The following is a 24970-nucleotide window of genomic DNA, read 5'->3' as shown; positions in this document are numbered from 1 at the left end:
GTACCCGCTCCCCTACTCCCCTACTCCCCTACTCCCCTACTCCCCTACTCCCCTACCTCACCACCCTCACCACCGTGCGATCCGACAACAGCGGCAGCAGCCTCGCCATGGTGCGCGCCGTGACCGCGACGCAGCCTTGCGTCGGCGTGAAGCCCGGGCGCGCCAGATGGAAAAAGATCGCGCTGCCGCGCCCGCGACGGCGCGGCGCGACGTTCCAGTCCAGCACCAGGCAGGCATCGTAGAGCCGGTCGTCCCGACGCATCCGTTCATGGCTGGCGCCATAGGGGATCTTCACCGGCCGGTTGTAGTTGCGGTCGTCCGGCACCTCGCACCAGCCGAGGTCCGGCCCGATCGGCGCCATCGCCAGCCTGGTCCGGCGCCCGCCGGGAAACTGGTCGTTGCGGAAATAGCCTGACAATATGCGCATCGCGGCCAGCGGCGTCGCGCCGTCGCCTTCGCGCTTGCCGGCGGAGATGCCGCCGCGCCCGAGCGCGCAGGGAAACACCGTTTTGCCGGCTTGCAGCAACCCCTGCGCAGGGTTGCCTGGCCTCGCACGCACAACCAGGACATGCAGACCCTTCGGCAAAAATGCGCCTGCCTCATTGCGCGCGCGTTTTTTCTTGTATGATTGTCTCACGGAACAAATCACTGTGATCGGCTGTTGCGCCGGTGAGCTTCCGCATAAATGGGGGGAGGTCAACTGAATATTCTTTTTAAAACAACGGATTGATCATGACATCACGGACCATTCTGATCGTTGACGACGACGACGACCTGCGAGCCACCCTCGTCGAGCAACTGGCGCTTTACGAAGAATTCGACGTCCAGCAGGAATCCACCGCCGCAAAAGGCGTCGCCGCGGCGCGCGGCGGCCTCGTCGACCTGCTGATCATGGATGTCGGACTGCCCGACATGGACGGCCGCGAGGCGGTGAAGATCCTGCGCAAGGGCGGCTACAAGGCGCCGATCATCATGCTGACCGGCCACGACACCGATTCCGACACGATCCTGGGGCTCGAGGCCGGCGCCAACGACTATGTCACCAAGCCCTTCCGCTTCGCCGTGCTCCTGGCGCGCGTCCGTGCGCAACTGCGCCAGCACGAGCAGAGCGAGGACGCCACTTTCTCGGTCGGCCCCTACACGTTCAAGCCCAGCCAGAAGCTTCTGATCGATTCGCGCGGCGCCAAGGTGCGGCTGACCGAAAAGGAGGCCTCGATCATCAAATATCTCTACCGCGCCGACCAGAAAGTGGTAACGCGCGACGTGCTCCTGGAAGAGGTGTGGGGCTACAATTCAGGCGTCACCACGCATACGCTTGAAACCCATGTCTACCGGCTGCGCCAGAAGATTGAGCGCGATCCTTCCAATGCCGAAATTCTTGTGACAGAAAGCGGCGGCTACAAGCTGGTTCCTTAAACATTTCATGATCTAGAGCAATTCCAGGAAAGTGTGAGGCGGTTTTCCGTCCGGAATTGCGTCGAAACAGACAGACTGAGCGGTCGGGCGGGACCGCTTCGGGTGCGATCCTGGTGCTGGAGGGTGATGGATCGGCTTGCCGGACGCATCGCACGATGCGCGATTGGAAGGTTGGAGTGCGCGCATCCGAAGGGACGCGACGCTCCAAAGGAGGGACTGGACTGACCGCTCGGGGACACAGCTAGGATGGCGCTCGATGACGACATCCGCATCCTGTCCGCCGTGAAGCTTTTTCAGGGCTTCACGCAGGAACAGTTGCGCCTGCTCGCCTTCGGCGCGGAAAACACCTTCCTGCAGGCCGATCGCAAGCTCTATCTCGAGGATGACGAGGCCGACTCGGCCTATATCGTGGTCAGCGGCTTGATCGCGCTCTACCGCGAGCAGGGCGGCGAGCGCATCCCGATCGGCACGGCCGGCCCGGGCGCCATGCTCAGCGAGCTCGCTTTGATCGCCGACACCAGACGCCTGACCAGCGCCTCGGCCGCGGCCGATTCGGAGGTGATCCGCTTGAGCCGCAAGATGTTCCGCCGCATCCTGGAGGAATATCCGGAGCTGGCGGCGCAGCTGCACGAGCGCATCCTGGAAGAATTCCGAGAGATGATCGCCCGCATCGAGGAACTCGCGCCGCGCTTTACGGGGTGAGCGGCCTGACGAACGGCGCAATGGCGACGGAAATGCAGGCGCTCTCTCTCGTCACCGGGCGTCAATCCAGATCGAACCTGGCAATCACCGGCACATGATCCGACGGCTTCTCCCAGCCGCGCGCCACCTTCAGGATCTCGTAGCCTTTGAAGCTCGGCACCAGATTGGCCGACGACCAGACATGGTCGAGCCGGCGGCCGCGATCCGAAGCCTCCCAGTCCTTCGCGCGGTAGCTCCACCAGGTGTAGAGCTTCTGCTCGGCGGGCACGTTGAGCCGCATCAGGTCGACCCAGCCGCCGGCCTGCCGCATCGCCTCGAAGTTTTCGGTCTCGACCGGCGTGTGGCTGACGACGTTGAGCAATTGCTTGTGCGACCAGACGTCATGCTCCTGCGGCGCGATGTTGAGGTCGCCGACCAGGATCGAGGCGGGTTGATCGTCCCGGCTCGCCGGCACGCCGTTCATCTCGTGGACGAAGTCGAGCTTGTGTCGGAATTTCCGGTTGATCTCCGGGTCTGGCTCGTCGCCGCCGGCCGGCACATAGAAATTGTGCAGCAGGATCGACCTGTCGCCGGCCTGCACTTTGACCGACAGATGCCGGCTGTCGTCGATCTCGCAGAAACGCCGTTTCTCGACCAGCTCGATCGGCCGGCGCGCCACGGTCGCCACGCCGTGATAGCCCTTCTGGCCATGGAAATGGATGTGCTCGTAGCCCGCCTTGCGGAAGGCCTTCTCGGGAAAAAGCTCGTCCGGCACCTTGGTTTCCTGCAGGCAGAGCACATCCGGCGCATGCTCCCTGAGCAGCCGCTCGACGATCGGCATGCGCAGGCGCACGGAGTTGATGTTCCAGGTGGCGATGGTGAAGGGCATTCAGGCGGGTCCGGGATAAGCGCAAGACCTGCCAGGACTGGGATGACGCTGACGGGAAATGACGCTTTTTATGAAAAGAGTCCGTGCCGGACCCTGCCAGTGACGGGCAGCGAAGACAAGCCAAGCATGTTGCCAATCTTCGAGATCGGCCAAGGCTTCCCAACTTCGTCATCCTAGGGCGGAGCAAGGAGCGACGCGACGCGCGTAGACCCTAGGATCCATGCCGTTCGATCAACGGCAAGCCAGCGGTGCAAAACGGAGCGCTTGCCGTGCGCCACATTCCAAACCTCTGCATCTTTCGTCAGAGGTAACGGCATGGATCCTAGGGTCTGCGCTCCGCTTCGCGTCGCTTCGCCCTAGGATGACGAAAGCTATGGATCGACGCGCTAAATTGGCGGTCAGCGCGTCTTCGTGTTCAGCTCGCGGTTCGCCGTATAGTCGATGGCGAAGGTGTCCGGCGGGATGGAGACGCCTTCCTTGACATTGAAGATCATCACCGTCGTGTCCTTGCCCTGCGCGTCGGTGATCGTCCACTGGCGCAGCTCATAGCTCTTCGGATCGAACATCATGGTGATCCGGGCGTTGCCGAACACCGATTTGTCGGAGAGCTGGATTGTGGTGAGGTCGTCCTCTTCCTTGACCGCCTTCACGCGCCCGCCGGAGAGGTCGATCCTGTCGTCGAGCAATAGTTTCAGCGGCGTCTTCGACAGCGGATAGAGGTCTGACGTGTTGAGCTTCTTGTTGAGGATCACCACCGACTTGCCGTCGGAGATCACCCGGAAATTCGACGACCCGTCATAGTTGAAGCGGATCTTGCCGGGACGTTCGAGGAAGAACTTGCCGCCGGTCTGCTCGCCCTTCGGGCCGAACTGCACGAACTCGCCGCTCATCGATTTGACCGAGGAGAAGTGGTCGGCGATCTTTTGCGCCGCCGGCGGAATCGCGGCCTGCGCCTGGGCCAGGAGCTGGAAGCCCGGCATGACATTGATTGCGGCCGCGCCCGCGAGCGCAAGCCCGAGGCCGAGCACCTGCCGGCGGGTCGGGGCGAAATCTGTCTGGGTCTTCATGCCGGTCACTTCCTGTGATTCGTTCTTGGTCGCAGTCTCTGGACCCCCAGTTGGGCCTAAGTTTGGCGGGTCACACGGGCGCTTGGTCGCATGAACGCGCCGGAAGGTTCAAAGTTGCCGTCCGCCGACATGGCCTAAAACTTATCTTCGTCCGTCGGCACCAGGATCTCGCGCTTGCCGGCGTGGTTGGCCGGGCCGACGATGCCTTCCTTCTCCATCTTCTCGATGATCGAGGCGGCGCGGTTGTAGCCGATGCCGAGCCGGCGCTGGATATAGCTGGTCGAGGCCTTGCCGTCGCGCAGCACCACCGCCACCGCCTGGTCGTAGGGATCGTCGGAATCCTCGAAATTGCCGCCGCCGCCGGAGCCTTTGCTCGGCGAACCGTCCTCGTCATCTTCATCGTCGTCCTCGGTGATGGCGTCGAGATATTCGGGCACGCCCTGCAGCTTGAGATGGCCGACGATCCGCTCGACCTCGTCATCCGACACGAACGGGCCGTGGACGCGCTGGATGCGGCCGCCGCCGGCCATGTAGAGCATGTCGCCCATGCCGAGCAGCTGCTCGGCGCCCTGCTCGCCGAGGATGGTGCGGCTGTCGATCTTCGACGTCACCTGGAAGGAGATGCGCGTCGGGAAGTTGGCCTTGATGGTGCCGGTGATGACGTCGACCGAGGGGCGCTGCGTGGCCATGATGACATGGATGCCGGCGGCGCGCGCCATCTGCGCCAGGCGCTGCACCGCGCCTTCGATGTCCTTGCCGGCGACCATCATCAGGTCGGCCATCTCGTCGATGATGACGACGATGTAGGGCATCGGCTCGAGATCGAGATCCTCCGTCTCGTAGATCGCCTCGCCGGTCTGCCGGTCGAAGCCGGTCTGCACCGTGCGCGAGATCTTCTCGCCCTTCTTCTCCGCCTGTTGGACGCGCGCGTTGAAACCGTCGATGTTGCGCACGCCGACCTTGGACATCTTGCGGTAGCGGTCCTCCATCTCGCGCACGGTCCACTTCAGCGCCACCACCGCCTTCTTCGGATCGGTGACGACGGGCGTCAGCAGATGCGGTATGCCGTCATAGACCGAGAGCTCGAGCATCTTCGGATCGATCATGATCAGCCGGCATTCCTGCGGCGTCAGCCGGTAGAGCAGCGACAGGATCATGGTGTTGATGGCGACCGACTTGCCCGAGCCGGTGGTGCCGGCGACCAGCACGTGCGGCATCTTGGCGATGTCGACAATGACCGCCTCGCCGTTGATGGTCTTGCCGAGCGCCAGCGCGAGCTTGGCCTTCGTCGTCTCGAAGTCGCGGCTTGCCATGATTTCCCGCAGATAGACCGTCTCGCGCTTGGCGTTCGGCAATTCGATGCCGATGGCGTTACGGCCGGGCACGACGGCGACGCGGCAGGCGATCGCGCTCATCGAGCGGGCGATGTCGTCGGAAAGGCCGATGACGCGCGAGGACTTGATGCCGGGCGCGGGCTCCAGCTCATAGAGCGTTACGACCGGGCCGGGGCGGACATGGATGATCTCGCCCTTGACGCCGAAATCCTCGAGCACGCCTTCGAGCAGCCTTGCGTTCTGCTCCAGCGCATCCTTCGACAAGCTCGGATCCTTCGCCACGTTCTTCGGCTCGGACAAAAAATGCAGCGACGGCATCTCGAACGCGCCGGAGCCTATCAGCGAGGTCTGCGCTTCGCGCTGGACGCGCGCGCCCTGCACCGGGCGCGGCGCCGGGGCTTCGACGCGGGTCGCCGCGTCCGAGCGGAAGTTGCGCACATTGGCACGGCGCTGTACCGGCTGCTCGTCATCGAATTCGTCGAGATCGGCGTCTTCCTCGTCGTCGAAGACGTCGTCATCGACCGGGTCGACCGAAGCGCTGCGGTCGTTGACCATGGCGGCGAAGAATTCCGGCTCGACGCGGGCGCGGCCGCCGGGGCTCATCCTGGCCTCCGCATATTCGGCCGATTCGACCCGCTCGGCGGCGCGCCGCCAGGCGCTTGCCCGCGGCTCCATCGGTGGCTCGAACTCGTCGCGCTCCTGCCTGCGGCGCGCGGCGCGGCGGTGCATCCATGCGCGGAACGACAGCCACCAGTGGGTGACGGCGCCAAGCGCCAGGATGCCTTCGTCGCCTTCGTCCTCATCCTCGTCGAAGAGCAGATCGTCCTGCTCGCGCGGATCGGGCGCGGCGGCGCGCTCCATGACGGCAAAGCCGTTCCTGCGCGCAATCAGCGCCGAGCCATAGGCGAACAGCCACAGCGCCGGCGCGGCGAGAACCACCGCGATGATGCTGGCGAAAAGGCCCTTCGGATAGCCGCCGACGGCGATGCCGGGGATTTTCAGCACCATGTCGCCGAACACACCGCCAAGACCCGTCGGCAGCGGCCAGGTGTTGGGCGGCGTGACGCATCCGGCCATCGCCGCTGCGGTGAGCGCATAGCCGAACCAGGCCAGCCCGCGTTTCGGCAGCCTGTCGACACCGCGCGCGGAGAAGAGAAGAAAGCCCCAGACCACCGCCGGCACCAGGCCCGCGACGGCGGCCAGGCCGAAGAACTGCATGGCGAGGTCGGAAAACACCGCGCCTGCATAGCCCATGGCGTTGGTGACGATGTTGTTGGTGGCGTGCGAGAAGCTCGGATCGGCCACGTTCCAGGTGGCGAGGCTGGCGACGCCGAAAGCGGTGAACACGAACAGGCCGGCGCCGACCAGCCGTCCGACCTGCCGCCGCGCGAACGCCTGGATGCCGTGCCCCGTATCGGTCAGCGCGAGCGGTGCTGAAGCGCCTGAACGCATGCCTCTTCCCCGTTAGTCGTTGCCTGGCCGGCGCTTGGCGCACTCCGGCAGATTCGGACGACAGACTATCGGCGGGAAGGTTAAGGCCGCATTAACCATGGCCCTTTACGGGATGCCCTCGGAAAGCAAATGGCGGGCCGGTGGAGCCCGCCATCTCTCATCGGCGACGCTGAAACGATCAGGCCCGTCCGGACCCGATCTGCCGCAAATCACATGTGACCGGCGTACATCATCAGGTTGGCGCAGAATTCGGCGTGGGGCTTGCTCATCGCCGCGTCCTGGCACTCCTTCATCATCATGTCCTGCTTGTCCTTGGCTGTCGCGGCCCAGGCGGCCTTGAAATCGGCCTCGGGCTTCATGGTCTTCATGCCGGCATCGGTGAAGAACGGCGCCATGTTGTCCGGCTCGTCGAGCGCGCCAGCAAGTGCAACCCCGCTGACCATCGACAGAGCCATTGCTCCCAGGAAGATATTCTTGACGTTCATGGGTTGGTTCCTTCCCTTTTGTTTGGCGAGCGCCACGGCAGCGGTCGCCATCCAAGTACGAAACCGCGACAGCCAGCGTTTCATGCAGGCGCAATCAAGTGAATGTGATCGAAAGTCCGCCTGACGATCCGCCAAACAAAAAGGAGGCCCGGAAGGTCTTTCCGGGCCTCAAGGCGTGAGCCTCTTTCGAGAACATCACGACGGGATCTTGGGAGGAGATCCAGAAAGCCGCAGCGCGGCTTTCGTTGGTGTCTTCGTTGATATCCGGGCCGGCGGGAGGAGGATCCGCCGGCCCTTTGGCAAAGCCCGCCTTACGGCACCACTTCGCCGTGCTGGGTGACGTCGAGGCCCTCGACCTCTTCCTGGCTGCTCGGACGCAGGCCGACCAGCGCCTTGACGATGAAGAGGATGACGAAGGTGGCGATCGCCGTCCACAGGATGGTGAAGACGATGCCGTAGATCTGCGTGCCGACCGAAGCGCCCTTGCCGAGCGCATTGATCGCTGGATCGGCGAGCGCGCCGGTGAGCAGGGCGCCGACCACACCGCCAACGCCGTGGACGCCGAAGGCATCGAGCGAGTCGTCATAGCCCATGGCATGCTTGAGCTTGACCGCCGAGAGGTAGCAGACGACGCCGGCGATGAGGCCGACGATGAAGGCGCCGGTCGGGTTGACGAAGCCGGAAGCCGGCGTCACCGCGACGAGGCCGGCGACGGCGCCCGAGATGATGCCGAGCACCGAAGGCTTCTTGGCGACGATCCATTCGGCGAACATCCAGGCCAGCGCCGCCGCGGCGGTGGCGACCTGCGTGTTCATCATCGCCGCGCCGGCGAGGCCGTCGGCCGCAAGCTCCGAGCCGGCGTTGAAGCCGAACCAGCCGACCCACAGCAGCGAGGCGCCGATCACCGAATAGACGAGGTTGTGCGGCGCCATGTTGGTGGTGCCGTAGCCCTCGCGCTTGCCGAGGACGAGCGCGCAGACCAGGCCCGCGACACCGGCGTTGATATGGACGACCGTGCCGCCGGCGAAGTCGAGAACGCCGGCCGAACCGAGGAAGCCGCCGCCCCAGACCCAGTGCGCGATCGGGGCGTAGACGAAGACCAGCCACAAGCCCATGAAGATGAGCAGCGCCGAGAACTTCATGCGCTCGGCGAACGCGCCGGCGATCAGCGCCGGCGTGATGATGGCGAAGGTCATCTGGAACATCGAGAAGACGAATTCAGGGATGTTCGCCACGCCCGGCAGCCACAGCGTCGAGGTGGTGATGCCGTGATGGAAGAATTTCGAGAAGCCGCCGAGATAGGCGTTCATGCCGCCGCCGTCGGAGAAGGCCAGCGAATAGCCGAACATGAACCACAGCACCGTCACCAGGCAGGTGATGGCGAAGCTCTGCATGATGGTGGCGAGCACGTTCTTCTTGCGCACCATGCCGCCGTAGAACAGCGCCAGGCCAGGAATGGTCATCATCAGCACCAGCGCCGTCGAGGTCAGCATCCAGGCGGTATTGCCGGTGTCGAGCACCGGGGTCGGCGCGGCGGGTGCGGCGGGCGCGGCCGGGGCGGCCTCCTGGGCGAAAGCGGCGGCCGTGCTGAGCGCTACGAGGGCGAGCGCAGCGGCGGCGCGTCCCGTCGTCTTCAAGGTGGAAGGAATATTCATTGAACTCTCCGTTGGAATAGCTGGTCGCCGCTTTACAGCGCGTCGGTGTCTGTTTCGCCGGTGCGGATGCGCACCGCCTGGTCGATGCCGAAGACGAAGATCTTGCCGTCGCCGATCTGACCGGTCTTGGCGGCCGCGGTGATGGCTTCGACGGCCTTGTCGACCATGTCGGCGCCGACGGCGACTTCGATCTTGATCTTGGGCAGGAAGCTCACCGCATATTCCGCGCCGCGGTAGATTTCCGTATGTCCCTTCTGACGCCCGTAGCCTTTGACTTCGGTGACGGTCAGGCCCTGGATGCCGACGGCGGTGAGCGCTTCGCGCACCTCGTCGAGCTTGAACGGCTTGATGATTGCCATCACGATTTTCATAAGGTTTCACCCTTTGCTGTTGCGGTCCCCCGCGTTTGCACACCTTCGCCGATCCCATGAGAGCCGGAGAGTGCCGGACAGGATTCAAGCTCCGTGCCAATTGCCGAAGCAGGCCGTTAACCTGTTGTAAACAAAGGGAATGGGCGGCCCTTGCACAGAAATCGTGCGCAGCGGCGTCAGGGCAACTGATTAAGAAATAGGCAAAATTTCGAAAATGCCCGCTTTATAGGCTTTAACCGGAAGCCGGCTCAGCGCTTCAGCCGGATGAGGCCTTCCTGGGCGACCGAGGCGATCAGCGTTCCGTCGCGCGCGAACAGCGAGCCCCGGGTGAAACCGCGCGAGCCTTGCGTGGAGGGGCTGTCCTGCGTGTAGAGGATCCAGTCGTCCAGCGAATGGCTGCGGTGGAACCACATGGCGTGGTCGAGGCTGGCCGCCTGGATGTCGCGGTCGAAGATGGCGCGGCCATGCGCGAAGGTCGAGGTGTCGAGCAGCGTCATGTCGGAGAGATAGGCAAGCACCGCCGCCTGCGTCGCGCGGTCTTCCGGCACCGGGCCGGTGGTGCGGATCCAGATGTTCTGCTCAGGCTCCAGCTTCTCGCGGCTGGTATAGTGCTTCAGCATCACCGGCTTCATCTCGATCGGCCGGTCGCGCTCCCAGTAGCGCTTGATGCCTTCCGGCACCGCCTCGCCGAACTTGCCGAGCAGCTCGCGCTGCGACAAAAGCGTGTCGGGCGCCGGCACGTCGCGCGGCATCGGCAGCTGATGCTCCAGACCCACCTCGTCCTGCTGGAAGGAAGCTTCCAGCGAGAAGATCGCCTGCCCATGCTGGATCGCCACCACCCGGCGCGTGGTGAAGGAACCGCCGTCGCGGATGCGGTCGACCTCGTAGACGATCGGCACCTTGGTGTCGCCGGGCCGCATGAAATAGCCATGCAGCGAGTGCACATGGCGCTCCGGCTCGACGGTGCGCTGGGCCGCGACCAGCGCCTGGGCGATGGTCTGGCCGCCGAACACGCGCTGCCAGTCGAGCTTCGGGCTGCGACCACGATACAGATTGTGTTCGAGCTGCTCGAGGTCGAGAATGTCGAGAAGCTCGTCCATGGCTGCCGTCATGTTCCACGTCCTTGAAAAGATGTGCCATGGCGGGTTTCGGACAGGACAGGCAAGCAGTCAAGCTGCTACGGCGGCAGCCGGGACCGGAAGCCGCGAAAGGAAAGTGCCATGGTCGATCGCAAGGCGGATAGAGCAGGCGAGGCGTCGCTGGATGTGTTGGTGGCCGGTGCCGGCTATGTCGGCCTTGCCGCCGCGGTATCGCTGAAGCAGGCGCGCCCGAGCCTGGGCGTCGCGATCGTCGACGCCGCGCCCGCCGGCGTCTGGGAAAAGGACGGCCGGGCCTCGGCGATCGCCGCCGCGGCGTGCCGCATGCTGGAGCTGCTCGGCGTCTGGGACGAGATCGCGCCCGAGGCGCAGGCGATCACCGAGATGATCATCACCGACTCTCGCGCCGCCGATCCGGTGCGCCCGGTGTTCCTGACCTTCGACGGCGAGGTGGCGCCCGGCGAACCGTTCGCGCATATGGTCGCAAACCGGGATCTGAACGGGGCGCTGCGCCGCCGTGCCGAAAAGCTCGGCATCGACATCATCGAAGGCGTGGCCGTCAGCGCCTTCGACCCGGGCGGCGCCGGCATCACCGTGCATCTGGCGGATGGCGCGACGCTCAAGGCGCGGCTGCTGATTGCCGCCGACGGCGTCCATTCGAAGCTGCGCGACATGGCCGGCATAAAGACGGTGAAATGGGAATACGGCCAGTCCGGCATCGTCTGCACGATAGCCCACGAGCGCCCGCATAACGGCCGCGCCGAGGAGCATTTTCTGCCGGCCGGCCCCTTCGCCACCTTGCCGCTGAAGCCCGGCAAGGACGGCACCAACCGCTCCTCGATCGTCTGGGTCGAGCGATCGGAAGATGCCCGGAAACTGGTCGACGGCGACGAGTTCGTCTTCGAGCACGAACTGGAGCAGCGTTTTGGGCTCAAGCTCGGCGAGATCCACGTCGCCGACAAACCGCGCGCCTGGCCGCTCGGCCTCACGCTTGCCCGTGCCTTCGTCGCGCCCCGCATCGCGCTTGCCGGCGACGCCGCGCACGGCATCCATCCGATCGCCGGGCAGGGCCTCAATCTCGGCTTCAAGGATGTCGCCGCGCTGGCCGAAGTGGTGGTCGAGGCCGACCGCCTCGGCCAGGACATCGGCGCCCTCGACGTGCTTGAACGCTACCAGCAGTGGCGGCGTTTCGACACGCTGCAGATGGGCGTCACCACCGACGTGCTGAACCGGCTCTTCTCCAACGACATCGGCCCGCTGCGCGCGGTACGCGACATCGGCCTCGGCCTCGTCGAGCGCATGCCGAAGCTCAAGGATTTCTTCATCCGCCAGGCCTCGGGCCTGTCCGGCGACACGCCGCGGCTATTGAAGGGCGAGGCGATCTAGCAGCCAAAGGAGATAATAGAAGACCACGACGGCGGCCAGCATGCCGATCACCAACCTGCCGGCCCTGGATTTGCGCAACCTGTCTCCAAACAGCGTGTCAATCAGATCGGCCAATTCGGCAGCCACGTAGGCAATTGCTTCCATCTGTGCCTTGACGGTTCGGTGTACCCACCACTGATGTAGGCACAACTGTCTCGCGTTCAAAGATCGATGGTCGCCTAGATCAATTGACCTCGAAGCCGAGCTTCTGCCGCAGCCTCAGCATCCGCTGGTCCGGTATCTTCAGGCTCTGTTCGCCGCCTTGCGCGACGCGGTTCAGCATCCTGAGCAGATCGTCCCGCTCGTGCGGGTCGAGGCGTTCGCGCAGGAATGGCGCCAGCTTGTCGATGACGATCGTCGTATCGTCGATCTGCGCGGCGGCCCATTTGGCGTAGACCACCGCCTCGTCGGTCTTCTTCTGGCTGCTCGCGATCTGCGAAATCACCTCGCGGATGACGGCTTCGCGCTGCGGCAGGACCGGGCCCTGTTCCGAAACGATCGCGGTGATCAGCGTCGCGGCCGCGACGACCGGGTCATCGATCGCCGTCAGCGGCGACAGCGCCGCCTGCTTGCGCAACTTCTTGCGGCGGATATTTCCCTGAACCCGGCCGACGACGTCGGCGACTTCGCGCGCGGCGTCGCTCATATATTTCAGCCGGTACCACCAGATGGCGGCCGCTCCGAGCAGGCCAAGGATCGCAATCAGGAAAGGCATGCCGAATTCCCCCGAAATCGCGGCGACGATAAGAGAAGTGCGGCCCTGCTTCAACACGCAACGGTTGCGTCTGTGAAGAAACCCTGAAGATGTTTCCCGCGAGAGACAGCTTCAATGCGGCGCGCCCAGCCTGACCGGCGGTTATGAACCCGGTATGTCGTAGATCGCCCTGACCTCGACGGTGCCCAGTTCGGCCAGCGGAATGCCGTCGGCGATCGCCAGCGCCTCGTCGAGATCCGCCGCCTCGACCATGACGAAGCCGAGCAATTGCTCCTTGGTTTCGGCGAACGGGCCGTCGGTGACCAGTCTTTTCCCGTTGCGCCGCCGCACGCTCTTCGACGTCTTCACCGATTGCAGCGCCTGCGCGATGATCAGCTTGCCTTGTTGGTCCAACGATCTGTCATAGGCCAGCGAATCGGCGTCTAGCTTGGCCGATCCTTCCGGGGTCAACGCATACAGGCTCTGTTCCTCGCCATAGACCAGGCAGACATATCTCATTCCGATCTCCCGTGTTGTGATGGACCATAGGATGCGGTGATGATGGTGTCAGCCGCGCCTCCGAACGCCGCCGCATGATCGAGAAGGCATGCCGCGATGCCGATGATGGCGACCGCTGCCAGCAGCCGGCCGAAGCCGGAGGGCGGCGGATCGAGCCAATAGTCTTCCTGTCGCCCGGCCTTGTGCCCAGGGGCATTTCCACAGCGTGAAAAACAGATTGTCCATGTGAGCCTCCATCCGACCGCGAAATCCGTGGCCGCCCGCAGGACGGTCGAGCCCGATGGAAGTCGACATTTTTGCGCGCGCCTTTTTAAAAAAGAATTTTGGACGCCGCCGCTCCAAGAGCGCGGTGGCCTTCGCGCGTGCCCGCGCTATAGTTCGGGGGAACGCTGGCGTTCCGCCGGCGCAACCCCGACGATCAAGGAGGATTTCATGGACCGCACCGCGAACGCCGTCTGGAATGGCAATCTGAAGGAAGGCAAGGGCACGCTCGACAGCCAGAGCGGGGCGCTTAAAGGCACACCCTATTCGTTCAAGGCGCGCTTCGAGGACGAGAGCGGCAAATCCGGCACCAACCCGGAGGAGCTCATCGCCGCCGCGCATGCCGGCTGCTACGCCATGCAGTTCTCGCATTTCCTCGCCGAGAACGGCACGCCCGCCACCGAACTCGACGCCAAGGCGGTGGTGACGCTGGTGCCCGGCACCGGCATCACCGGCAGCGCTCTCACCGTCGTCGGCAAGGTGCCGGGCATCGACGCGGCAAAGTTCAAGGAGCTGGCCGAGAAGGCCAAGGCCGAATGCCCGGTGTCGAAGGCGCTCGGGGCGATAAAGGTTTCGTTGGACGCTAAGTTGGGGTGACTGGTTTTGGAGGGCGGCGATCCTTAGCCCCCTCTCTGTCCGGCAGGACAGAGAGGGGGGCCTCGCGCCAACGCTTCGGGTAAGGTTAACCGCCCAGCGCCTCGATCTTCGCCCGCAGCGCCGCGACCTCTTCCTCCAGCGCCTTCACACGCGCCTCCAGATCGGAGTCCAATGCCGACGCTGTCGGCTGCCAAGGCGAGACCGCCGCTGGCTCAACCGGCCCGCTCAGCAGGTGCACATAGCGCTCCTCGCGCTGGCCGGGCGCGCGTTCAAGCAATTGCACCAGCGGCGGCCGGCGGCCGATCATCAGGTCGAGATTGTCGCGAAGCTCCTCGATCGAGGCGAAGCGCGCCATCCGCTCCGAACGCGCGAGCAGTTCATGCGCGGTCTGCGCGCCTCGCAGGAGCAAAAGCCCGATCACGGCGATCTGCGGCGTGGTGAGCGAAAACCGCTGCGCCATCAGATGCTCGTAGCGCTCGACGCGCGAGGCGAAGGCCTGGCGCACCAGGCCCTTCTGCTCGAGCTGGCTCAGCGCCCGCCGGACCTCCGTCAGTTCCAGTGCCATCACCGGCTCGCGCGCCGTCTTCTGGTTGGCGGCCTGATGCGCGCCGTTGAGCGTCAGCGGATAGACGTCCGGCGTCAGCTCCTTCTTCTCGATCAGACAGCCGAGCACACGCGCTTCGGCGGGGGAGAGAACGGGGAGGTCGGTCATTGGGCCGAAACCTTAAACCCTTCTTTCCACCATCATCTTCTTTATCTCCGCGATCGCCTTGGCCGGGTTCAGACCCTTGGGGCAGGTCTGCGCGCAATTCATGATGGTGTGACAGCGATAGAGCCGGAACGGGTCTTCGAGATTGTCGAGCCGCTCGCCGGTTGCCTCGTCGCGGCTGTCGATCAGCCAGCGATAGGCCTGCAATAGCGTCGCCGGGCCGAGATAGCGCTCGCCGTTCCACCAGTAGCTCGGGCAGGAGGTGGAGCAGCAGGCGCACAGGATGCATTCGTAGAGCCCGTCGAGCTTCGCACGGTCCTCATGGCTCTGTAGCCACTCGGTGGCGGGCGTTGGCGACACCGTCTTCAGCCATGGCTCGATCGAGGCGTGCTGGGCGTAGAAATTGGTGAGGTCTGGCACCAGGTCCTTGATCACAGCCATATGCGGCAGCGGATAGACCTTCACCGCGCCCGAAATGTCCTCCGCCCCCTTGGTGCAGGCGAGCGTGTTCGAGCCGTCGATGTTCATGGCGCAGGAGCCGCAAATGCCTTCGCGGCAGGAGCGGCGCAGCGTCAGCGTCGGGTCGATCTTGTTCTTGATCCACAGCAGCGCGTCGAGCACCATCGGCCCGCAATCGTCCATGTCGACGAAATAGGTGTCCATGCGCGGGTTCTGGCCGTCGTCCGGCGACCAGCGATAGATCCGGTATTCGCGCAGATTTGTGGCGCCCTCCGGCTTCGGCCAGGTCTTGCCCTGCTGGACCTTGGAATTCTTGGGAAGCGTGAGTTCGACCATTACCTGCGGTCCTTTCGGATGACGAGCTTCAGCCCGGACCAGATTTCGTTGACGGCGGCGACCTTGACGTCGACCAGGTCGCGCTTCAGCGCCTCGGCGCGGATGATGTCCTCGGTGACGTCTGTCGCCACTTTCGATGCCTTCTTCGGCCAGGACACCCAGACCATGCCGTCACGCTTGATCGCCGTCTCGATGCCGGCCAGGCCGTCCTCGATCTCGGCGCGCTGCCGGGTGAAGGCGTGCACGGCGTCGTATTTCCGGTTGCCCGAGATCGCGGACCACTTTGGCAGCCGATCGACCCCGGCAAAGGATACGGCGTCGGCAAGCTCATCGAGCTCCGGCGGCAGCGCGATGAAGGCGGCGACCATGCCGTCTTTCAGGCCGAGCTTGGCCGGAAGAGGCGTGCCGGAATATCCCGCGGCCACCAATGCCATGGTCAGTACACCCTGGCCTTCGGCGCGATCTTGGCCGGATTGATGCCGCCGTCCTTTTCCGCCAGCAGCGTCTCGGTATGCACCGGCCGGTAAGTGAGCGTCACCTTGCCGTCCTCGCTGACGTGGGCCAGCGTGTGCTTGCGCCAGTTGGCGTCGTCGCGGGCCGAGAAATCTTCACGCGCATGCGCGCCGCGGCTCTCTTTGCGCGCCGCAGCGCCATGGACCGTGGTGATGGCGTTGGCCATCAAATTCTCCAGCTCCAGCGTCTCGACGAGATCGGAGTTCCAGATCATCGAGCGGTCGAACACCTTGAGGTCCGTGAGCTCACCCCAGATCTCGGAAACGCGCTTGCAGCCATTGTCCAGCGACTCCTGCGTGCGGAACACCGCCGCGTCTTCCTGCATCGCCTTCTGCATCTTCTCACGCAGGACCGCCGTCGGCGTCGAGCCGTTGGCGTGGCGCAGCCGGTCGAAGCGATCCATGATCTTCTCGACCGAGGCCGCGTTCGGCGACGGGATCGGCGAATTGCGGTCGACCACCTCACCGGCTCTGATCGCCGCGGCGCGGCCGAAGACGACCAGATCGATCAGCGAATTCGAGCCCAGCCGGTTGGCACCGTGCACCGAGGCGCAGGCGGCCTCGCCCACCGCCATCAGCCCGGGCAGCACGCGATCCGGATCCTCGGCCGTCGGGTCGAGCACTTCGCCCCAATAGTTGGTCGGCACGCCGCCCATATTGTAGTGCACCGTCGGCAGCACCGGGATCGGCTCCTTGGTTAGGTCGACGCCGGCGAAGATCTTCGCCGACTCCGAAATGCCAGGCAGCCTTTCATGCAGGACGGCCGGGTCGAGATGGTCGAGATGCAGGAAGATGTGATCCTTCTTCGGCCCGACGCCGCGGCCTTCGCGGATCTCCATCGTCATGCAGCGCGAGACCACGTCGCGCGAGGCAAGGTCCTTGGCCGACGGCGCATAGCGCTCCATGAAGCGCTCGCCTTCTGAATTGACGAGATAGCCGCCCTCGCCGCGCGCGCCTTCGGTGATCAGGCAGCCGGCGCCGTAGATGCCGGTCGGGTGGAACTGCACGAACTCCATGTCCTGCAGCGCAAGCCCGGCGCGTGCGGCCATGCCGCCGCCGTCGCCGGTGCAGGTATGCGCCGAGGTGGCGGAGAAATAGGCGCGGCCATAGCCGCCGGTCGCCAGCACCACCATCTTGGCCGAGAAGCGGTGGATGGTGCCGTCGTCGAGGTTCCAGGCCACGACCCCGGTGCAGGTGCCATCCGGCTCCATGATCAGGTCGAGCGCGAAATACTCGATGAAGAACTGCGCGTTGTTCTTCAGCGACTGGCCGTAGAGCGTGTGCAGCATGGCGTGGCCGGTGCGGTCGGCGGCGGCGCAGGTGCGCTGCACCGGCGGCCCTTCGCCGAAATTCATCATCATGCCGCCGAATGGCCGCTGGTAGATCTTGCCCTCTTCCGTGCGCGAGAACGGCACGCCGTAATGCTCGAGTTCGTAGACGGCGGCGGGCGCCTCGCGCACCATGTATTCCTGCGCGTCGATGTCGCCCAGCCAGTCCGAGCCCTTGACGGTGTCGAAGAGATGCCACTGCCAGTTGTCGGGCCCCATATTGGCGAGCGAGGCGGCGATGCCGCCTTGCGCGGCAACCGTATGCGAGCGGGTCGGGAACACTTTGGTGATGCAGGCGGTGCGCAGCCCCTGCTCGGCCATGCCGAGCGTGGCGCGCAACCCGGCGCCGCCGGCGCCGACGATCACCACATCGAATTTGTGATCGACGAAAGTGTAGGCGGAAGCCGTGTTGGCGGTTGATGTGTCCTTGGCCAAGACGTCAGCCTCCGAATGCGAGTTTGAGCAGGGCGAAGAGCGAAGCGACGCCCACTACTATTGAGAAGAATGTGTTGAGGGCGATCAGCGCCAGCCTCATGCCTTCGCCATGCACGTAATCCTCGATGATCACCTGCATGCCGAGCCGCATGTGGTAGAGCCCGGAGATCAGCACCAGCGACAGCACCAGCGCCACGAAGGGATTGGCAAGCGAAGCCCGCACTTCCGTATAGCCGTGGCCGTTGACCGCGATCAGGAAGCCGACGAAGAACAGGATGAGCGGAATGTTGGCGATCGCCGTCAGCCGCTGGCGCCAGAAATGGCCGGTGCCTTCGCGGGCCGAGCCGAGGCCGCGGACCTTGCCCAGCGGCGTGCGCATGTCCGAATTCTTTGCGGTCATCAGAGTGCTCCCCGCGCCATGTAGCCGGCGATCCAGATCAGCAGCGTCAGCACGATCGAGCCGGCGAGCGTCGCCCAGGCGATCTTCGAGGCGGTGTGTTTCTCAAGCCCTGCGCCGGTGTCCCAGACGAGATGGCGCAGCCCGCCCAGCATGTGGTGCATCAGCGCCCAGGTATAGCCGAACAGGACCAGCCGGCCGAGCCAGGAGCCGAAGGCCCAGTTGACGAGATCGAAGGCGGCCTGCGAGGTCGAAGCCGCGATCAGCCATGCCGCCACCAGCAGCGTGCCGAAATAGAGCGCGCCGCCCGTGATGCGATGGATGATCGACATCGTCATCGTGATCGGCGGCCGGTAGATCGTCAGATGCGGCGAAAGCGGCCGCTCATGTCTGGCAACTGCGCGGGTGGCTGGTGATTTGCTCATGGCTCCCCCAGTTCGGCGTTCCGGAGCCGCGACAGGCGCGGCGTTTGCCGCCTCCATATATGGCTTCGGATAGGCGGTTTCTAATGCGCTTTTTGCACCGCGTCAAAGCCGGAAAATCGTTTTGGAAACGTCATTTAGTCTGACAAAAAGGGGGAAATCCGCTTCAATCGATTAGCGGGCGACGCGAAGCCGGCGCAACGTCGCTGCAGTGCGGTATGGCAACGAGGATCGCTACCTTCTGCAGGTCTGCGGCGTCGACCCTCTCTTCATCACCAGCGCCTCGCGTCCGTCGATCACGATTGCGTCATGCGTCGCCGCTTCCTGGTAGCGGCTGCTCTGGTTGGCCGGCGACGCCCCAAACTCCTCGGCCGCGCCGTCCGGTCCAATGACACGCAGCGACCGGCCAAGATTCTGGATGGTGATCATGCCGCCATTGCCGCATCTGTAGGTGGCCGTTCCGACGCCGGATCGCGGCGCCGTCAGGTCGGTGATGATCTTTGTTGCGGGTGCCGGGGAGGTTCCGGGCGTCTTGGGCCCTGCGGATATCGGGGGCCCTGCGGATATCGGGGGTGCTGCGGATGTCGGGGGCGCCGCTGGCGCGGCGGGCGGCTGAACCGGTGCGGGCGTGACCGCGGACGATGCAGCATTCACCGCCTTCGGCGCGCCGTCCTGCGGCACGCAGGCAGCGGCCACGAGAAGCAGCGGGATGGCGATCGACACCCGAACCGTGCGGCCAAAGCTCATATGCGGCCCCTTTCGTGCGCGGCACGCTAGCCACGCGGCGCGCCAAGATCAAGTTCACCCTGAGTCAGCCGGGTTGGGCTGGACGATGCGATCCACGCCGCCGAAATTAACCATGTTGATTAAGATCCGCCAGCGGAGGCCATCCGCCTCTTAACAAAGGTTAAGAAAGAGTTAATTTCTGATTCGACGTTGTGCAGCGCGATCCGACAAGGTCGCAGCGCTTAAGGGAGAGCGACATGCGTTCGAATTCAGTGCGGGCAAGCTTCGCGGCTGTCACGCTGGCGGCACTCGCCACCGCGATTGCCGCGCCGGCCGAGGCGGGTTTGCGCCATCATGACCGCGTCTATGCCGATTCCTTCGGCAATCTCGTCATCGACAGCGCCGCCGGCTACAAGCGCATCATCGTCGGCGAGGGCAGGCACGCCAAGGAGCTCTCCAACTTTACCGGCGCCGGCCAGCCCGATGTCATATATGACTCCGACGACGCTGGCGCGCCGGGTTGCTATCAGCCGCCGGTCTTCGTGAAGGGCCGCTCCTACATGTACGGGCTTTCCGACGGCGAGATGCCCAATCTCAGCCCCTGCCGCTGAGCGCCTTTCCCCGCAAAGTCGCCAGCCCGACGCGCACGCAGTCGCGGCCGGCATTCTTGGCCGCGTAGAGTGCCTCGTCGGCGCGCCGCAACAGATCTGAGAAACCCTCGTCCGCGGCAAGCTCGGCGACGCCGAAGCTCGCGCTGCAGCGGTGACCGGCGGGCAGTCCCTCGATCGGCAGCGCGCCGAAGGCGTTGCGCGCCCCCTCCGCGAACAGCCGCGCGGCGGCAAGGTTGGTGCCGGGCAGGATGATGGCGAACTCCTCGCCGCCGATGCGGCCGGCGACATGATGCTCCGCCGCCGCCTCGCGCAGGAGACCCGCGAAGGTTTCGATGACGCGGTCGCCGCTGGCATGGCCGTAGCTGTCGTTGATGTTCTTGAAGTGGTCGAGATCGGCGATGACCAGCGCCACCGGAATGCCCTGGCGCACCGCATCCCTCATTGCGAGCTCGGCATGACGTTCGAAGCCACCGCGGTTGAGCAGCCGCGACAGCGTGTCGGTCTCCGATTTCGACATCGCCTCGGCGAGCACGTCGCGCACCAGTATGGCGAGCGCGAGCAGCGCCACAGCCAGACCGAACACGGTGCCGAGCGACTGCGACACCAGCGCATAGCCCGTCTGCACATAGGATTGCGGATTGGCGCCCCAGCCGCCCAGCGCGCCGGCGATGAAAGGCTTTGATGCGAACTGCGCCGCGCTTGCCGCGAGCACGGCCATCAAGAGGTGATCGAGCCGGCCAAGCCTTTGCCTGGAGGACAGCACGATGCCGAGAGCGGTGAACTGCATGGCGGCATAGGGAAGCTGATAGGCCATCATGCGGGTGAGCGAGTGGCGGGGCAGGTCCTGCACCAGATAGACGGCGGCCGAGGCGACAGCCAGGAAGAACAGCATCGGCGCCCAGGGCGGGCGCACGCCGTATTTGTGGGCAAGCCCGCCGTTGAAGGCGATGGTTGCGCCGAGGAAGACGGCAAAGGCCACGACAACCGGCAGCCGGGCATCGGCAAAGGCGGGAATGCTGAACTCGATGGCGAAATAGGCCATGCCGAGTCCATAGCCGAAAGCGAGCCAGCGCGCCGACACGCGCCCGACGTCATGGATGGCGATCGTCATGAAGGCCGCCGCCAGCAGCCCGGCGACGAACAGATTGATCACCAGGATGAAATCAGCGCTGCCCATGTTCCTCGAGTCCCCGGCACAGAAAACCACCGACGGGCGAAAAACATGTTAACGCGGGCTAGGGTGGCTGCATATCTTCGAGATTTGGCGAAGCGTCCTTGGCGGTCGCGATGGCTCGGGGGTCATCTCGAACGGCGTGGTGTCTCCGATGACCCAGACCCGTCCGTCTCAGCCGACGCTGGCCGCTTCGGGCACGAAGGCGGTTTCGGGGCGCTCGTACGAAAGGCGGACACTGTCGCGGCCGTTCCTCTTGGCCTTGTAGAGCGCCTCGTCGGCGCGCCGCATCAGCGGCGCCAGCCCTTCATTGCCGGTGCGGGCGGCGACGCCGAAGCTCGCGGTCACCCTGGTGCCGGGCGGCAGGCCGTCGACGGCCCCGGCCGAATAGAAGCTGCGGATCGCTTCGGCGAACAGGCGCGCCGCGGCGAGATCGCTGAGCGGCAGAAGCACGGCGAACTCCTCGCCGCCGATGCGGCCCGCGGCACCGCGGGCGCCCGTGGCAAAGCGCAGCTTGGCGGAGAAATCGGCAATCACCCGGTCGCCCGCCTCATGTCCGTGCCGGTCGTTGAGCGCCTTGAAGTGATCGAGGTCGGCAAGCACCAGCGCCACGGGAAACCCCGCCCTGGCGCATTGATCGAGCAGAGCTGCCGCCCGTTCCTCGAAGCCGCGGCGGTTGAGCAGGCCGGACAGCGGATCGGTATGGGTCTCGGCCTTCAGCGCCTTCAGCACGTCGAGCGCCGCCGCCGTGAACAGGCAGAGCGCGATGAGCAGCGACAAAAGCGCATGCGAAAGCAGCGCCGTCGTCCAGTAGGACGAGCCGTAGAAGCCGTCATAGCTCGGGAACGGTCCATGCGCGATGACGACGATCAGTGTGCGGGCGGTGAAGTTCAGCCCGGAAAGCAGCGCCAGAATGAACAGGATTTTTTCGGTCGGCCCGTTGTTGCGCACCGTCCTGAGCTCGGCGGCGACGAGCAGGCTGAGACCGCCGAAGCCGAAATTCATGGCCAGCACGCGCCAGGTGAGATCCGGCTGCATGAACATGAACCACGCGAAGGCGGCGAGCCCGCCGCCGGTCATGATGCCGATGCCGATATAGGGCACGCGCCTGCCGTAGCGCGCGACGATCGCACCGGAAAGGCAGCAGGCGGCGATCGTGAAGCATATGTTGGAGATCAGCTTGGTCGCCACGATGCCGACCGGAAGCGTGAAATATTGCAGCAGGAAGCCCGGCGCCGACAGGCAGTAGCTTGCCGCCAGCACCGCCAGATACGGACGATGGCGCTGATGAAACCACAGCACGAGGAACGCGGCGCCAAGCGCCAGCGCTATCGTCGGATTGAGCAGCGCTATGAGCAGACCGGTGTCCAACGGACCGTGACTTTCCCCACTTGACCCAGGGGGAATGCTAGTCCGGAAGCGCAAACAAGCAGTTAAGCGGAAGCTGACGCAGGCGCAATCTTGCTCCGGTCAGCCATGAAAAACCCCGAGCCGCGGCGCGGCTCGGGGTTCCGATGACGGATTGCGGCGCGGGCCTGGCTCAAGCCGCGCCTCCTTGCAAACGCGCCTATTTCCAGTCGCGGATGTCGACGAAGTGGCCGGCGATCGCGGCGGCCGCCGCCATGGCCGGCGACACCAGATGGGTGCGGCCCTTGAAGCCCTGCCGACCCTCGAAATTGCGGTTCGAGGTCGAGGCGCAGCGTTCATGCGGCTTCAGCCGGTCGTCGTTCATGGCAAGGCACATCGAACAGCCGGGCTCGCGCCAGTCGAAGCCGGCGGCGACGAAGATCTTGTCGAGGCCTTCGGCCTCGGCCTGCTCCTTCACCAGGCCGGAGCCCGGCACGATCATGGCGTTGACGCGCGGGTTTACCTTCTTGCCCTCGACCACCTTGGCCGCGGCGCGCAGGTCCTCGATGCGGCCATTGGTGCAGGAGCCGATGAAGACGCGGTCGAGCGCGATGTCGGTGATCTTGGTTCCCGGCGTCAGCCCCATATAGTCGAGCGCGCGCAGCTTCGATGAGCGCTTGTTCTCATCGGCAATACCGGCCGGATCGGGCACGAAACCCTGCACCGAGACGACGTCCTCGGGCGACGAGCCCCAGGAGACGATCGGCGGCAGTTTCTGCGCGTCGAGCACGACCACCTTGTCGAAATGCGCGCCTTCGTCGGAATGCATCGTCTTCCAGTAGGCGAGCGCGGCGTCCCAGGCGGTGCCCTTCGGCGCGCGGGGCTTGTCTTTGACATAGGCGAAGGTCGTCTCGTCCGGCGCGATCAGGCCGGCCCGCGCCCCGCCTTCGATCGACATGTTGCAGATCGTCATGCGGCCTTCCATCGACAGCGAGCGGATCGCCTCGCCGGCATATTCGATGACGTAGCCGGTGCCGCCGGCGGTGCCGATCTCGCCGATGATGGCGAGGATGATGTCCTTGGCGGTGACGCCTTCCGGAAGCTGGCCGTCGACGCGCACCAGCATGTTCTTGGCCTTGCGCTGGATCAGCGTTTGCGTCGCCAGCACATGCTCGACCTCCGAGGTGCCGATGCCGTGCGCCAGCGCGCCGAATGCGCCATGCGTCGAGGTGTGGCTGTCGCCGCAAACGATGGTCATGCCGGGCAGCGTGAAGCCCTGCTCGGGCCCGATGATGTGGACGATGCCCTGGCGGACGTCGTTCTCTGAGTAATATTCGATGCCGAAATCCTTGGCGTTCCTGGCCAGCGCCTCGACCTGGATGCGGCTTTCCTCGTTCTTGATGCCGAACTTGCGCTCGGGCGAGGTCGGCACGTTATGGTCGACCACGGCGAGCGTCTTTTCGGGATGGCGAACCTTGCGGTTGCTCATGCGCAGGCCTTCGAAGGCCTGCGGGCTGGTGACTTCGTGGACCAGGTGGCGGTCGATATAGAGCAGGCAGGTGCCGTCGTCCTGGCGGTCGACGACATGGTCGTCGAAGATCTTGTCGTAGAGGGTGCGCGGTGCGCTCATGTGCGTAAATCCGTCGATACGAGAATGGGAAAGGCTGGCGCCGGGTTTCGAACCGGCGAATCGACCTGGATCGGTCGGCCTCAGCTAAGTCGGCTGGTGAGCGCGCCGCAGACGCGCGCGGCAAATCGCGACGGCAGGCGCTTCCTGTCCTGCAGCACGAAGCCCTTGTAGGCCGGATCGCCGAAAAGCTCTTCCATGGCGGCGTAGATAGCAATGTTTTGGCTTTTCGGCAATTGGCGCGACGCCCCCTTCTCCCCTCGTGGGAGAAGGGGAGTCTCGCTCACAACACCTCGAAGACAAACGTCTTCACCAGCGCTTCCGGGTCGCCGATCGCGTAGCAGCGGAACCACGGGCTTTCCTCCACCGCCCGCCATTTCCCAGCTTGCGTAAGTTCGTTGAACACCGCCTGGAAGCCGCCGCTTTCAAAAACCTGGTCGCGGACGGTGAAGATGGCGTGGCCGCCGCTCCTCGTGATGCGCACCAACTCGTGCAGGCCGGAGGCCGGCGCGTGGCCGATGGTGAAGACGCCGGTCGAGAGGAAGGCGCGGAAATGGCCGTCCGGCCACGGCAGCGGGCCGCCGAGCATGGCCTTCCTCAGCTCGCTGTAGGCCGGCCTGCCATTCGCCCCGCGGCTGCCCGCGATCTTCAGCATGCCGTCGGAGAGGTCGAGGCCGGCGATGTCGCCATAACCCAGCGCCTTGAGCGACGGTCCCGAAAGCCCCGTGCCGCAGCCTGCGTCGAGCAGCGGGCCTTCGCCCGCAGGCACATGGCGCGCCACCCAGGCGGTGATGAGGAACGGCAGGAGATAGCCGAGCGAGGCGGTCTCGCTGTCATAGGTCGCGGCCCACTCGGCATAGGCCTTGGCCAGCGCTTCCGGCGTCTCGGCCGTGTAGACGGAATCCAGCGCAGCATTGGCCTTGTCGAAATTCATAGGTCGGCTCCTC

28 protein-coding genes are annotated in these 24970 nt (G+C 64.9%); 5 read left to right on the top strand and 23 right to left on the bottom strand.

The window, feature by feature from the left end; all coding sequences use genetic code 11:
• Nucleotides 1-52: 52 nt before the first annotated feature.
• Nucleotides 53-649: a L,D-transpeptidase gene (locus EN874_RS21675; RefSeq protein WP_127427193.1), complete on the bottom strand. Its 597-nt coding sequence runs from the start codon at nucleotides 647-649 to the stop codon at nucleotides 53-55.
• Between the two features lie 83 nt (nucleotides 650-732).
• Here EN874_RS21675 and EN874_RS21670 point away from each other — a divergent pair, with 83 nt between their 5' ends.
• Together EN874_RS21670 and EN874_RS21665 are read left to right on the top strand one after the other, a co-directional pair.
• On the top strand, nucleotides 733-1416 hold the full coding sequence (locus EN874_RS21670; RefSeq protein WP_126086915.1) for a response regulator transcription factor: 684 nt from the start codon (nucleotides 733-735) through the stop codon (nucleotides 1414-1416).
• Between the two features lie 246 nt (nucleotides 1417-1662).
• Nucleotides 1663-2118 carry a cyclic nucleotide-binding domain-containing protein gene (locus EN874_RS21665; protein WP_126086914.1) on the top strand — a complete coding sequence of 152 codons (456 nt, stop codon included), beginning with the start codon at nucleotides 1663-1665 and terminating at the stop codon, nucleotides 2116-2118.
• A 61-nt stretch (nucleotides 2119-2179) separates the two neighbouring features.
• Here the strand turns inward: EN874_RS21665 and xth are convergent, their stop codons facing one another.
• From xth to tesB, 7 genes are all read right to left on the bottom strand, one after another.
• Nucleotides 2180-2986, bottom strand: coding sequence for an exodeoxyribonuclease III (gene xth / locus EN874_RS21660; protein ID WP_127427192.1), 807 nt, complete (start codon nucleotides 2984-2986; stop codon nucleotides 2180-2182).
• A gap of 398 nt (nucleotides 2987-3384) precedes the next feature.
• Nucleotides 3385-4053, bottom strand: a complete 669-nt coding sequence (locus EN874_RS21655; RefSeq protein WP_126086912.1) for an outer membrane lipoprotein carrier protein LolA — start codon at nucleotides 4051-4053, stop codon at nucleotides 3385-3387.
• A gap of 134 nt (nucleotides 4054-4187) precedes the next feature.
• Nucleotides 4188-6839, bottom strand: coding sequence for a DNA translocase FtsK (locus tag EN874_RS21650; protein WP_127427191.1), 2652 nt, complete (start codon nucleotides 6837-6839; stop codon nucleotides 4188-4190).
• A 209-nt stretch (nucleotides 6840-7048) separates the two neighbouring features.
• Nucleotides 7049-7324, bottom strand: coding sequence for a hypothetical protein (locus EN874_RS21645; RefSeq protein ID WP_127427279.1), 276 nt, complete (start codon nucleotides 7322-7324; stop codon nucleotides 7049-7051).
• A 311-nt stretch (nucleotides 7325-7635) separates the two neighbouring features.
• Entirely contained in the window at nucleotides 7636-8979 is a 1344-nt protein-coding gene (locus EN874_RS21640) for an ammonium transporter (RefSeq protein ID WP_127427190.1), read from the bottom strand.
• Between the two features lie 32 nt (nucleotides 8980-9011).
• On the bottom strand, nucleotides 9012-9350 hold the full coding sequence (locus EN874_RS21635; protein WP_006327120.1) for a P-II family nitrogen regulator: 339 nt from the start codon (nucleotides 9348-9350) through the stop codon (nucleotides 9012-9014).
• A gap of 248 nt (nucleotides 9351-9598) precedes the next feature.
• Nucleotides 9599-10462 (bottom strand): acyl-CoA thioesterase II, encoded by an 864-nt coding sequence (tesB, locus tag EN874_RS21630; RefSeq protein WP_059189448.1) that lies wholly within the window; start codon nucleotides 10460-10462, stop codon nucleotides 9599-9601.
• Between the two features lie 108 nt (nucleotides 10463-10570).
• On the opposite strand from tesB, the gene EN874_RS21625 reads away from it, so the two are divergent.
• Entirely contained in the window at nucleotides 10571-11833 is a 1263-nt protein-coding gene (locus EN874_RS21625; RefSeq protein WP_127427189.1) for a ubiquinone biosynthesis hydroxylase, read from the top strand.
• On the opposite strand, the gene EN874_RS33775 is transcribed toward EN874_RS21625, so the two are convergent.
• The 3 genes from EN874_RS33775 to EN874_RS21615 all read right to left on the bottom strand — a co-directional run bounded on the left by EN874_RS33775 (nucleotide 11810) and on the right by EN874_RS21615 (nucleotide 13085).
• Complete coding sequence (locus EN874_RS33775; protein ID WP_168247541.1) at nucleotides 11810-11977, bottom strand: hypothetical protein; 168 nt, start codon at nucleotides 11975-11977, stop codon at nucleotides 11810-11812. The two genes, EN874_RS21625 and EN874_RS33775, sit on opposite strands and share 24 nt — an antisense overlap.
• 79 nt (nucleotides 11978-12056) lie before the next feature.
• Complete coding sequence (locus EN874_RS21620) at nucleotides 12057-12587, bottom strand: hypothetical protein (RefSeq protein ID WP_127427188.1); 531 nt, start codon at nucleotides 12585-12587, stop codon at nucleotides 12057-12059.
• Nucleotides 12588-12728: 141 nt separating this feature from the next.
• Nucleotides 12729-13085 carry a YciI family protein gene (locus EN874_RS21615; RefSeq protein WP_127427187.1) on the bottom strand — a complete coding sequence of 119 codons (357 nt, stop codon included), beginning with the start codon at nucleotides 13083-13085 and terminating at the stop codon, nucleotides 12729-12731.
• 432 nt (nucleotides 13086-13517) lie between these two features.
• Here EN874_RS21615 and EN874_RS21605 point away from each other — a divergent pair, with 432 nt between their 5' ends.
• Entirely contained in the window at nucleotides 13518-13943 is a 426-nt protein-coding gene (locus tag EN874_RS21605; protein ID WP_127427186.1) for an OsmC family protein, read from the top strand.
• An 85-nt stretch (nucleotides 13944-14028) separates the two neighbouring features.
• Here EN874_RS21605 and EN874_RS21600 read toward each other — a convergent pair whose 3' ends face one another.
• The 7 genes from EN874_RS21600 to EN874_RS21570 all read right to left on the bottom strand — a co-directional run bounded on the left by EN874_RS21600 (nucleotide 14029) and on the right by EN874_RS21570 (nucleotide 19288).
• Complete coding sequence (locus EN874_RS21600; RefSeq protein WP_127427185.1) at nucleotides 14029-14655, bottom strand: DUF480 domain-containing protein; 627 nt, start codon at nucleotides 14653-14655, stop codon at nucleotides 14029-14031.
• Between the two features lie 12 nt (nucleotides 14656-14667).
• Nucleotides 14668-15447 carry a succinate dehydrogenase iron-sulfur subunit gene (locus EN874_RS21595; RefSeq protein WP_126086903.1) on the bottom strand — a complete coding sequence of 260 codons (780 nt, stop codon included), beginning with the start codon at nucleotides 15445-15447 and terminating at the stop codon, nucleotides 14668-14670.
• A complete protein-coding gene (locus tag EN874_RS21590; RefSeq protein ID WP_127427184.1) occupies nucleotides 15447-15881 on the bottom strand; it encodes a DUF3052 family protein in 435 nt (144 codons plus the stop codon). The genes EN874_RS21595 and EN874_RS21590 overlap by 1 nt, the downstream gene beginning before the upstream one ends.
• Before the next feature lie 2 nt (nucleotides 15882-15883).
• The gene (gene sdhA, locus EN874_RS21585; RefSeq protein ID WP_127427183.1) at nucleotides 15884-17722 is read right to left on the bottom strand and encodes a succinate dehydrogenase flavoprotein subunit; all 1839 of its coding nucleotides are present in this window, start codon (nucleotides 17720-17722) and stop codon (nucleotides 15884-15886) included.
• 4 nt (nucleotides 17723-17726) lie between these two features.
• Nucleotides 17727-18122 carry a succinate dehydrogenase, hydrophobic membrane anchor protein gene (gene sdhD, locus EN874_RS21580; RefSeq protein WP_127427182.1) on the bottom strand — a complete coding sequence of 132 codons (396 nt, stop codon included), beginning with the start codon at nucleotides 18120-18122 and terminating at the stop codon, nucleotides 17727-17729.
• Nucleotides 18122-18544 carry a succinate dehydrogenase, cytochrome b556 subunit gene (gene sdhC / locus EN874_RS21575; protein ID WP_127427181.1) on the bottom strand — a complete coding sequence of 141 codons (423 nt, stop codon included), beginning with the start codon at nucleotides 18542-18544 and terminating at the stop codon, nucleotides 18122-18124. Before sdhC ends, sdhD begins: the two co-directional genes overlap by 1 nt.
• 231 nt (nucleotides 18545-18775) lie before the next feature.
• Nucleotides 18776-19288 carry a hypothetical protein gene (locus tag EN874_RS21570; protein ID WP_127427180.1) on the bottom strand — a complete coding sequence of 171 codons (513 nt, stop codon included), beginning with the start codon at nucleotides 19286-19288 and terminating at the stop codon, nucleotides 18776-18778.
• 236 nt (nucleotides 19289-19524) lie between these two features.
• Between EN874_RS21570 and EN874_RS21565 the strand changes: the two genes are divergently transcribed.
• Nucleotides 19525-19878 carry a hypothetical protein gene (locus tag EN874_RS21565; RefSeq protein ID WP_127427179.1) on the top strand — a complete coding sequence of 118 codons (354 nt, stop codon included), beginning with the start codon at nucleotides 19525-19527 and terminating at the stop codon, nucleotides 19876-19878.
• Here the strand turns inward: EN874_RS21565 and EN874_RS21560 are convergent.
• The 5 genes from EN874_RS21560 to EN874_RS21540 form a co-directional block, all read right to left on the bottom strand.
• Nucleotides 19862-21055: a GGDEF domain-containing protein gene (locus tag EN874_RS21560; RefSeq protein ID WP_127427178.1), complete on the bottom strand. Its 1194-nt coding sequence runs from the start codon at nucleotides 21053-21055 to the stop codon at nucleotides 19862-19864. The genes EN874_RS21565 and EN874_RS21560 overlap by 17 nt on opposite strands.
• Before the next feature lie 168 nt (nucleotides 21056-21223).
• Entirely contained in the window at nucleotides 21224-22420 is a 1197-nt protein-coding gene (locus EN874_RS21555; RefSeq protein ID WP_127427177.1) for a GGDEF domain-containing protein, read from the bottom strand.
• A gap of 196 nt (nucleotides 22421-22616) precedes the next feature.
• Complete coding sequence (leuC, locus tag EN874_RS21550; protein WP_127427176.1) at nucleotides 22617-24026, bottom strand: 3-isopropylmalate dehydratase large subunit; 1410 nt, start codon at nucleotides 24024-24026, stop codon at nucleotides 22617-22619.
• Between the two features lie 80 nt (nucleotides 24027-24106).
• Nucleotides 24107-24259 carry a hypothetical protein gene (locus EN874_RS21545; RefSeq protein WP_168247536.1) on the bottom strand — a complete coding sequence of 51 codons (153 nt, stop codon included), beginning with the start codon at nucleotides 24257-24259 and terminating at the stop codon, nucleotides 24107-24109.
• Between the two features lie 47 nt (nucleotides 24260-24306).
• Nucleotides 24307-24957 (bottom strand): class I SAM-dependent methyltransferase, encoded by a 651-nt coding sequence (locus EN874_RS21540; RefSeq protein WP_127427175.1) that lies wholly within the window; start codon nucleotides 24955-24957, stop codon nucleotides 24307-24309.
• Between the last annotated feature and the right edge of the window lie 13 nt (nucleotides 24958-24970).

This window comes from Mesorhizobium sp. M1D.F.Ca.ET.231.01.1.1 (assembly GCF_003999155.2).
GTDB lineage: Bacteria > Pseudomonadota > Alphaproteobacteria > Rhizobiales > Rhizobiaceae > Mesorhizobium.
Note: the sequence above shows the minus strand (reverse complement) of the source record. Positions and strands in the feature narration are given on the sequence as shown.

Bases quoted from the DNA above. Each gene is read 5' to 3' on its own strand.
- EN874_RS21600 (WP_127427185.1), bottom strand. From the start codon at position 14,655: ATGACCGACCTCCCCGTTCTCTCCCCCGCCGAAGCGCGTGTGCTCGGC.
- EN874_RS21540 (WP_127427175.1), bottom strand. From the start codon at position 24,957: ATGAATTTCGACAAGGCCAATGCTGCGCTGGATTCCGTCTACACGGCC.
- sdhD (WP_127427182.1), bottom strand. From the start codon at position 18,122: ATGACCGCAAAGAATTCGGACATGCGCACGCCGCTGGGCAAGGTCCGC.
- EN874_RS21635 (WP_006327120.1), bottom strand. From the start codon at position 9,350: ATGAAAATCGTGATGGCAATCATCAAGCCGTTCAAGCTCGACGAGGTG.
- EN874_RS21605 (WP_127427186.1), top strand. From the start codon at position 13,518: ATGGACCGCACCGCGAACGCCGTCTGGAATGGCAATCTGAAGGAAGGC.
- EN874_RS21565 (WP_127427179.1), top strand. From the start codon at position 19,525: ATGCGTTCGAATTCAGTGCGGGCAAGCTTCGCGGCTGTCACGCTGGCG.
- tesB (WP_059189448.1), bottom strand. From the start codon at position 10,462: ATGACGGCAGCCATGGACGAGCTTCTCGACATTCTCGACCTCGAGCAG.
- EN874_RS21595 (WP_126086903.1), bottom strand. From the start codon at position 15,447: ATGGTCGAACTCACGCTTCCCAAGAATTCCAAGGTCCAGCAGGGCAAG.
- EN874_RS33775 (WP_168247541.1), bottom strand. From the start codon at position 11,977: ATGGAAGCAATTGCCTACGTGGCTGCCGAATTGGCCGATCTGATTGAC.
- EN874_RS21650 (WP_127427191.1), bottom strand. From the start codon at position 6,839: ATGCGTTCAGGCGCTTCAGCACCGCTCGCGCTGACCGATACGGGGCAC.
- EN874_RS21670 (WP_126086915.1), top strand. From the start codon at position 733: ATGACATCACGGACCATTCTGATCGTTGACGACGACGACGACCTGCGA.
- sdhC (WP_127427181.1), bottom strand. From the start codon at position 18,544: ATGAGCAAATCACCAGCCACCCGCGCAGTTGCCAGACATGAGCGGCCG.
- EN874_RS21570 (WP_127427180.1), bottom strand. From the start codon at position 19,288: ATGAGCTTTGGCCGCACGGTTCGGGTGTCGATCGCCATCCCGCTGCTT.
- EN874_RS21640 (WP_127427190.1), bottom strand. From the start codon at position 8,979: ATGAATATTCCTTCCACCTTGAAGACGACGGGACGCGCCGCCGCTGCG.
- EN874_RS21615 (WP_127427187.1), bottom strand. From the start codon at position 13,085: ATGAGATATGTCTGCCTGGTCTATGGCGAGGAACAGAGCCTGTATGCG.
- EN874_RS21655 (WP_126086912.1), bottom strand. From the start codon at position 4,053: ATGAAGACCCAGACAGATTTCGCCCCGACCCGCCGGCAGGTGCTCGGC.
- leuC (WP_127427176.1), bottom strand. From the start codon at position 24,026: ATGAGCGCACCGCGCACCCTCTACGACAAGATCTTCGACGACCATGTC.
- xth (WP_127427192.1), bottom strand. From the start codon at position 2,986: ATGCCCTTCACCATCGCCACCTGGAACATCAACTCCGTGCGCCTGCGC.
- EN874_RS21620 (WP_127427188.1), bottom strand. From the start codon at position 12,587: ATGCCTTTCCTGATTGCGATCCTTGGCCTGCTCGGAGCGGCCGCCATC.
- EN874_RS21560 (WP_127427178.1), bottom strand. From the start codon at position 21,055: ATGGGCAGCGCTGATTTCATCCTGGTGATCAATCTGTTCGTCGCCGGG.
- EN874_RS21665 (WP_126086914.1), top strand. From the start codon at position 1,663: ATGGCGCTCGATGACGACATCCGCATCCTGTCCGCCGTGAAGCTTTTT.
- EN874_RS21645 (WP_127427279.1), bottom strand. From the start codon at position 7,324: ATGAACGTCAAGAATATCTTCCTGGGAGCAATGGCTCTGTCGATGGTC.
- EN874_RS21625 (WP_127427189.1), top strand. From the start codon at position 10,571: ATGGTCGATCGCAAGGCGGATAGAGCAGGCGAGGCGTCGCTGGATGTG.
- EN874_RS21590 (WP_127427184.1), bottom strand. From the start codon at position 15,881: ATGGCATTGGTGGCCGCGGGATATTCCGGCACGCCTCTTCCGGCCAAG.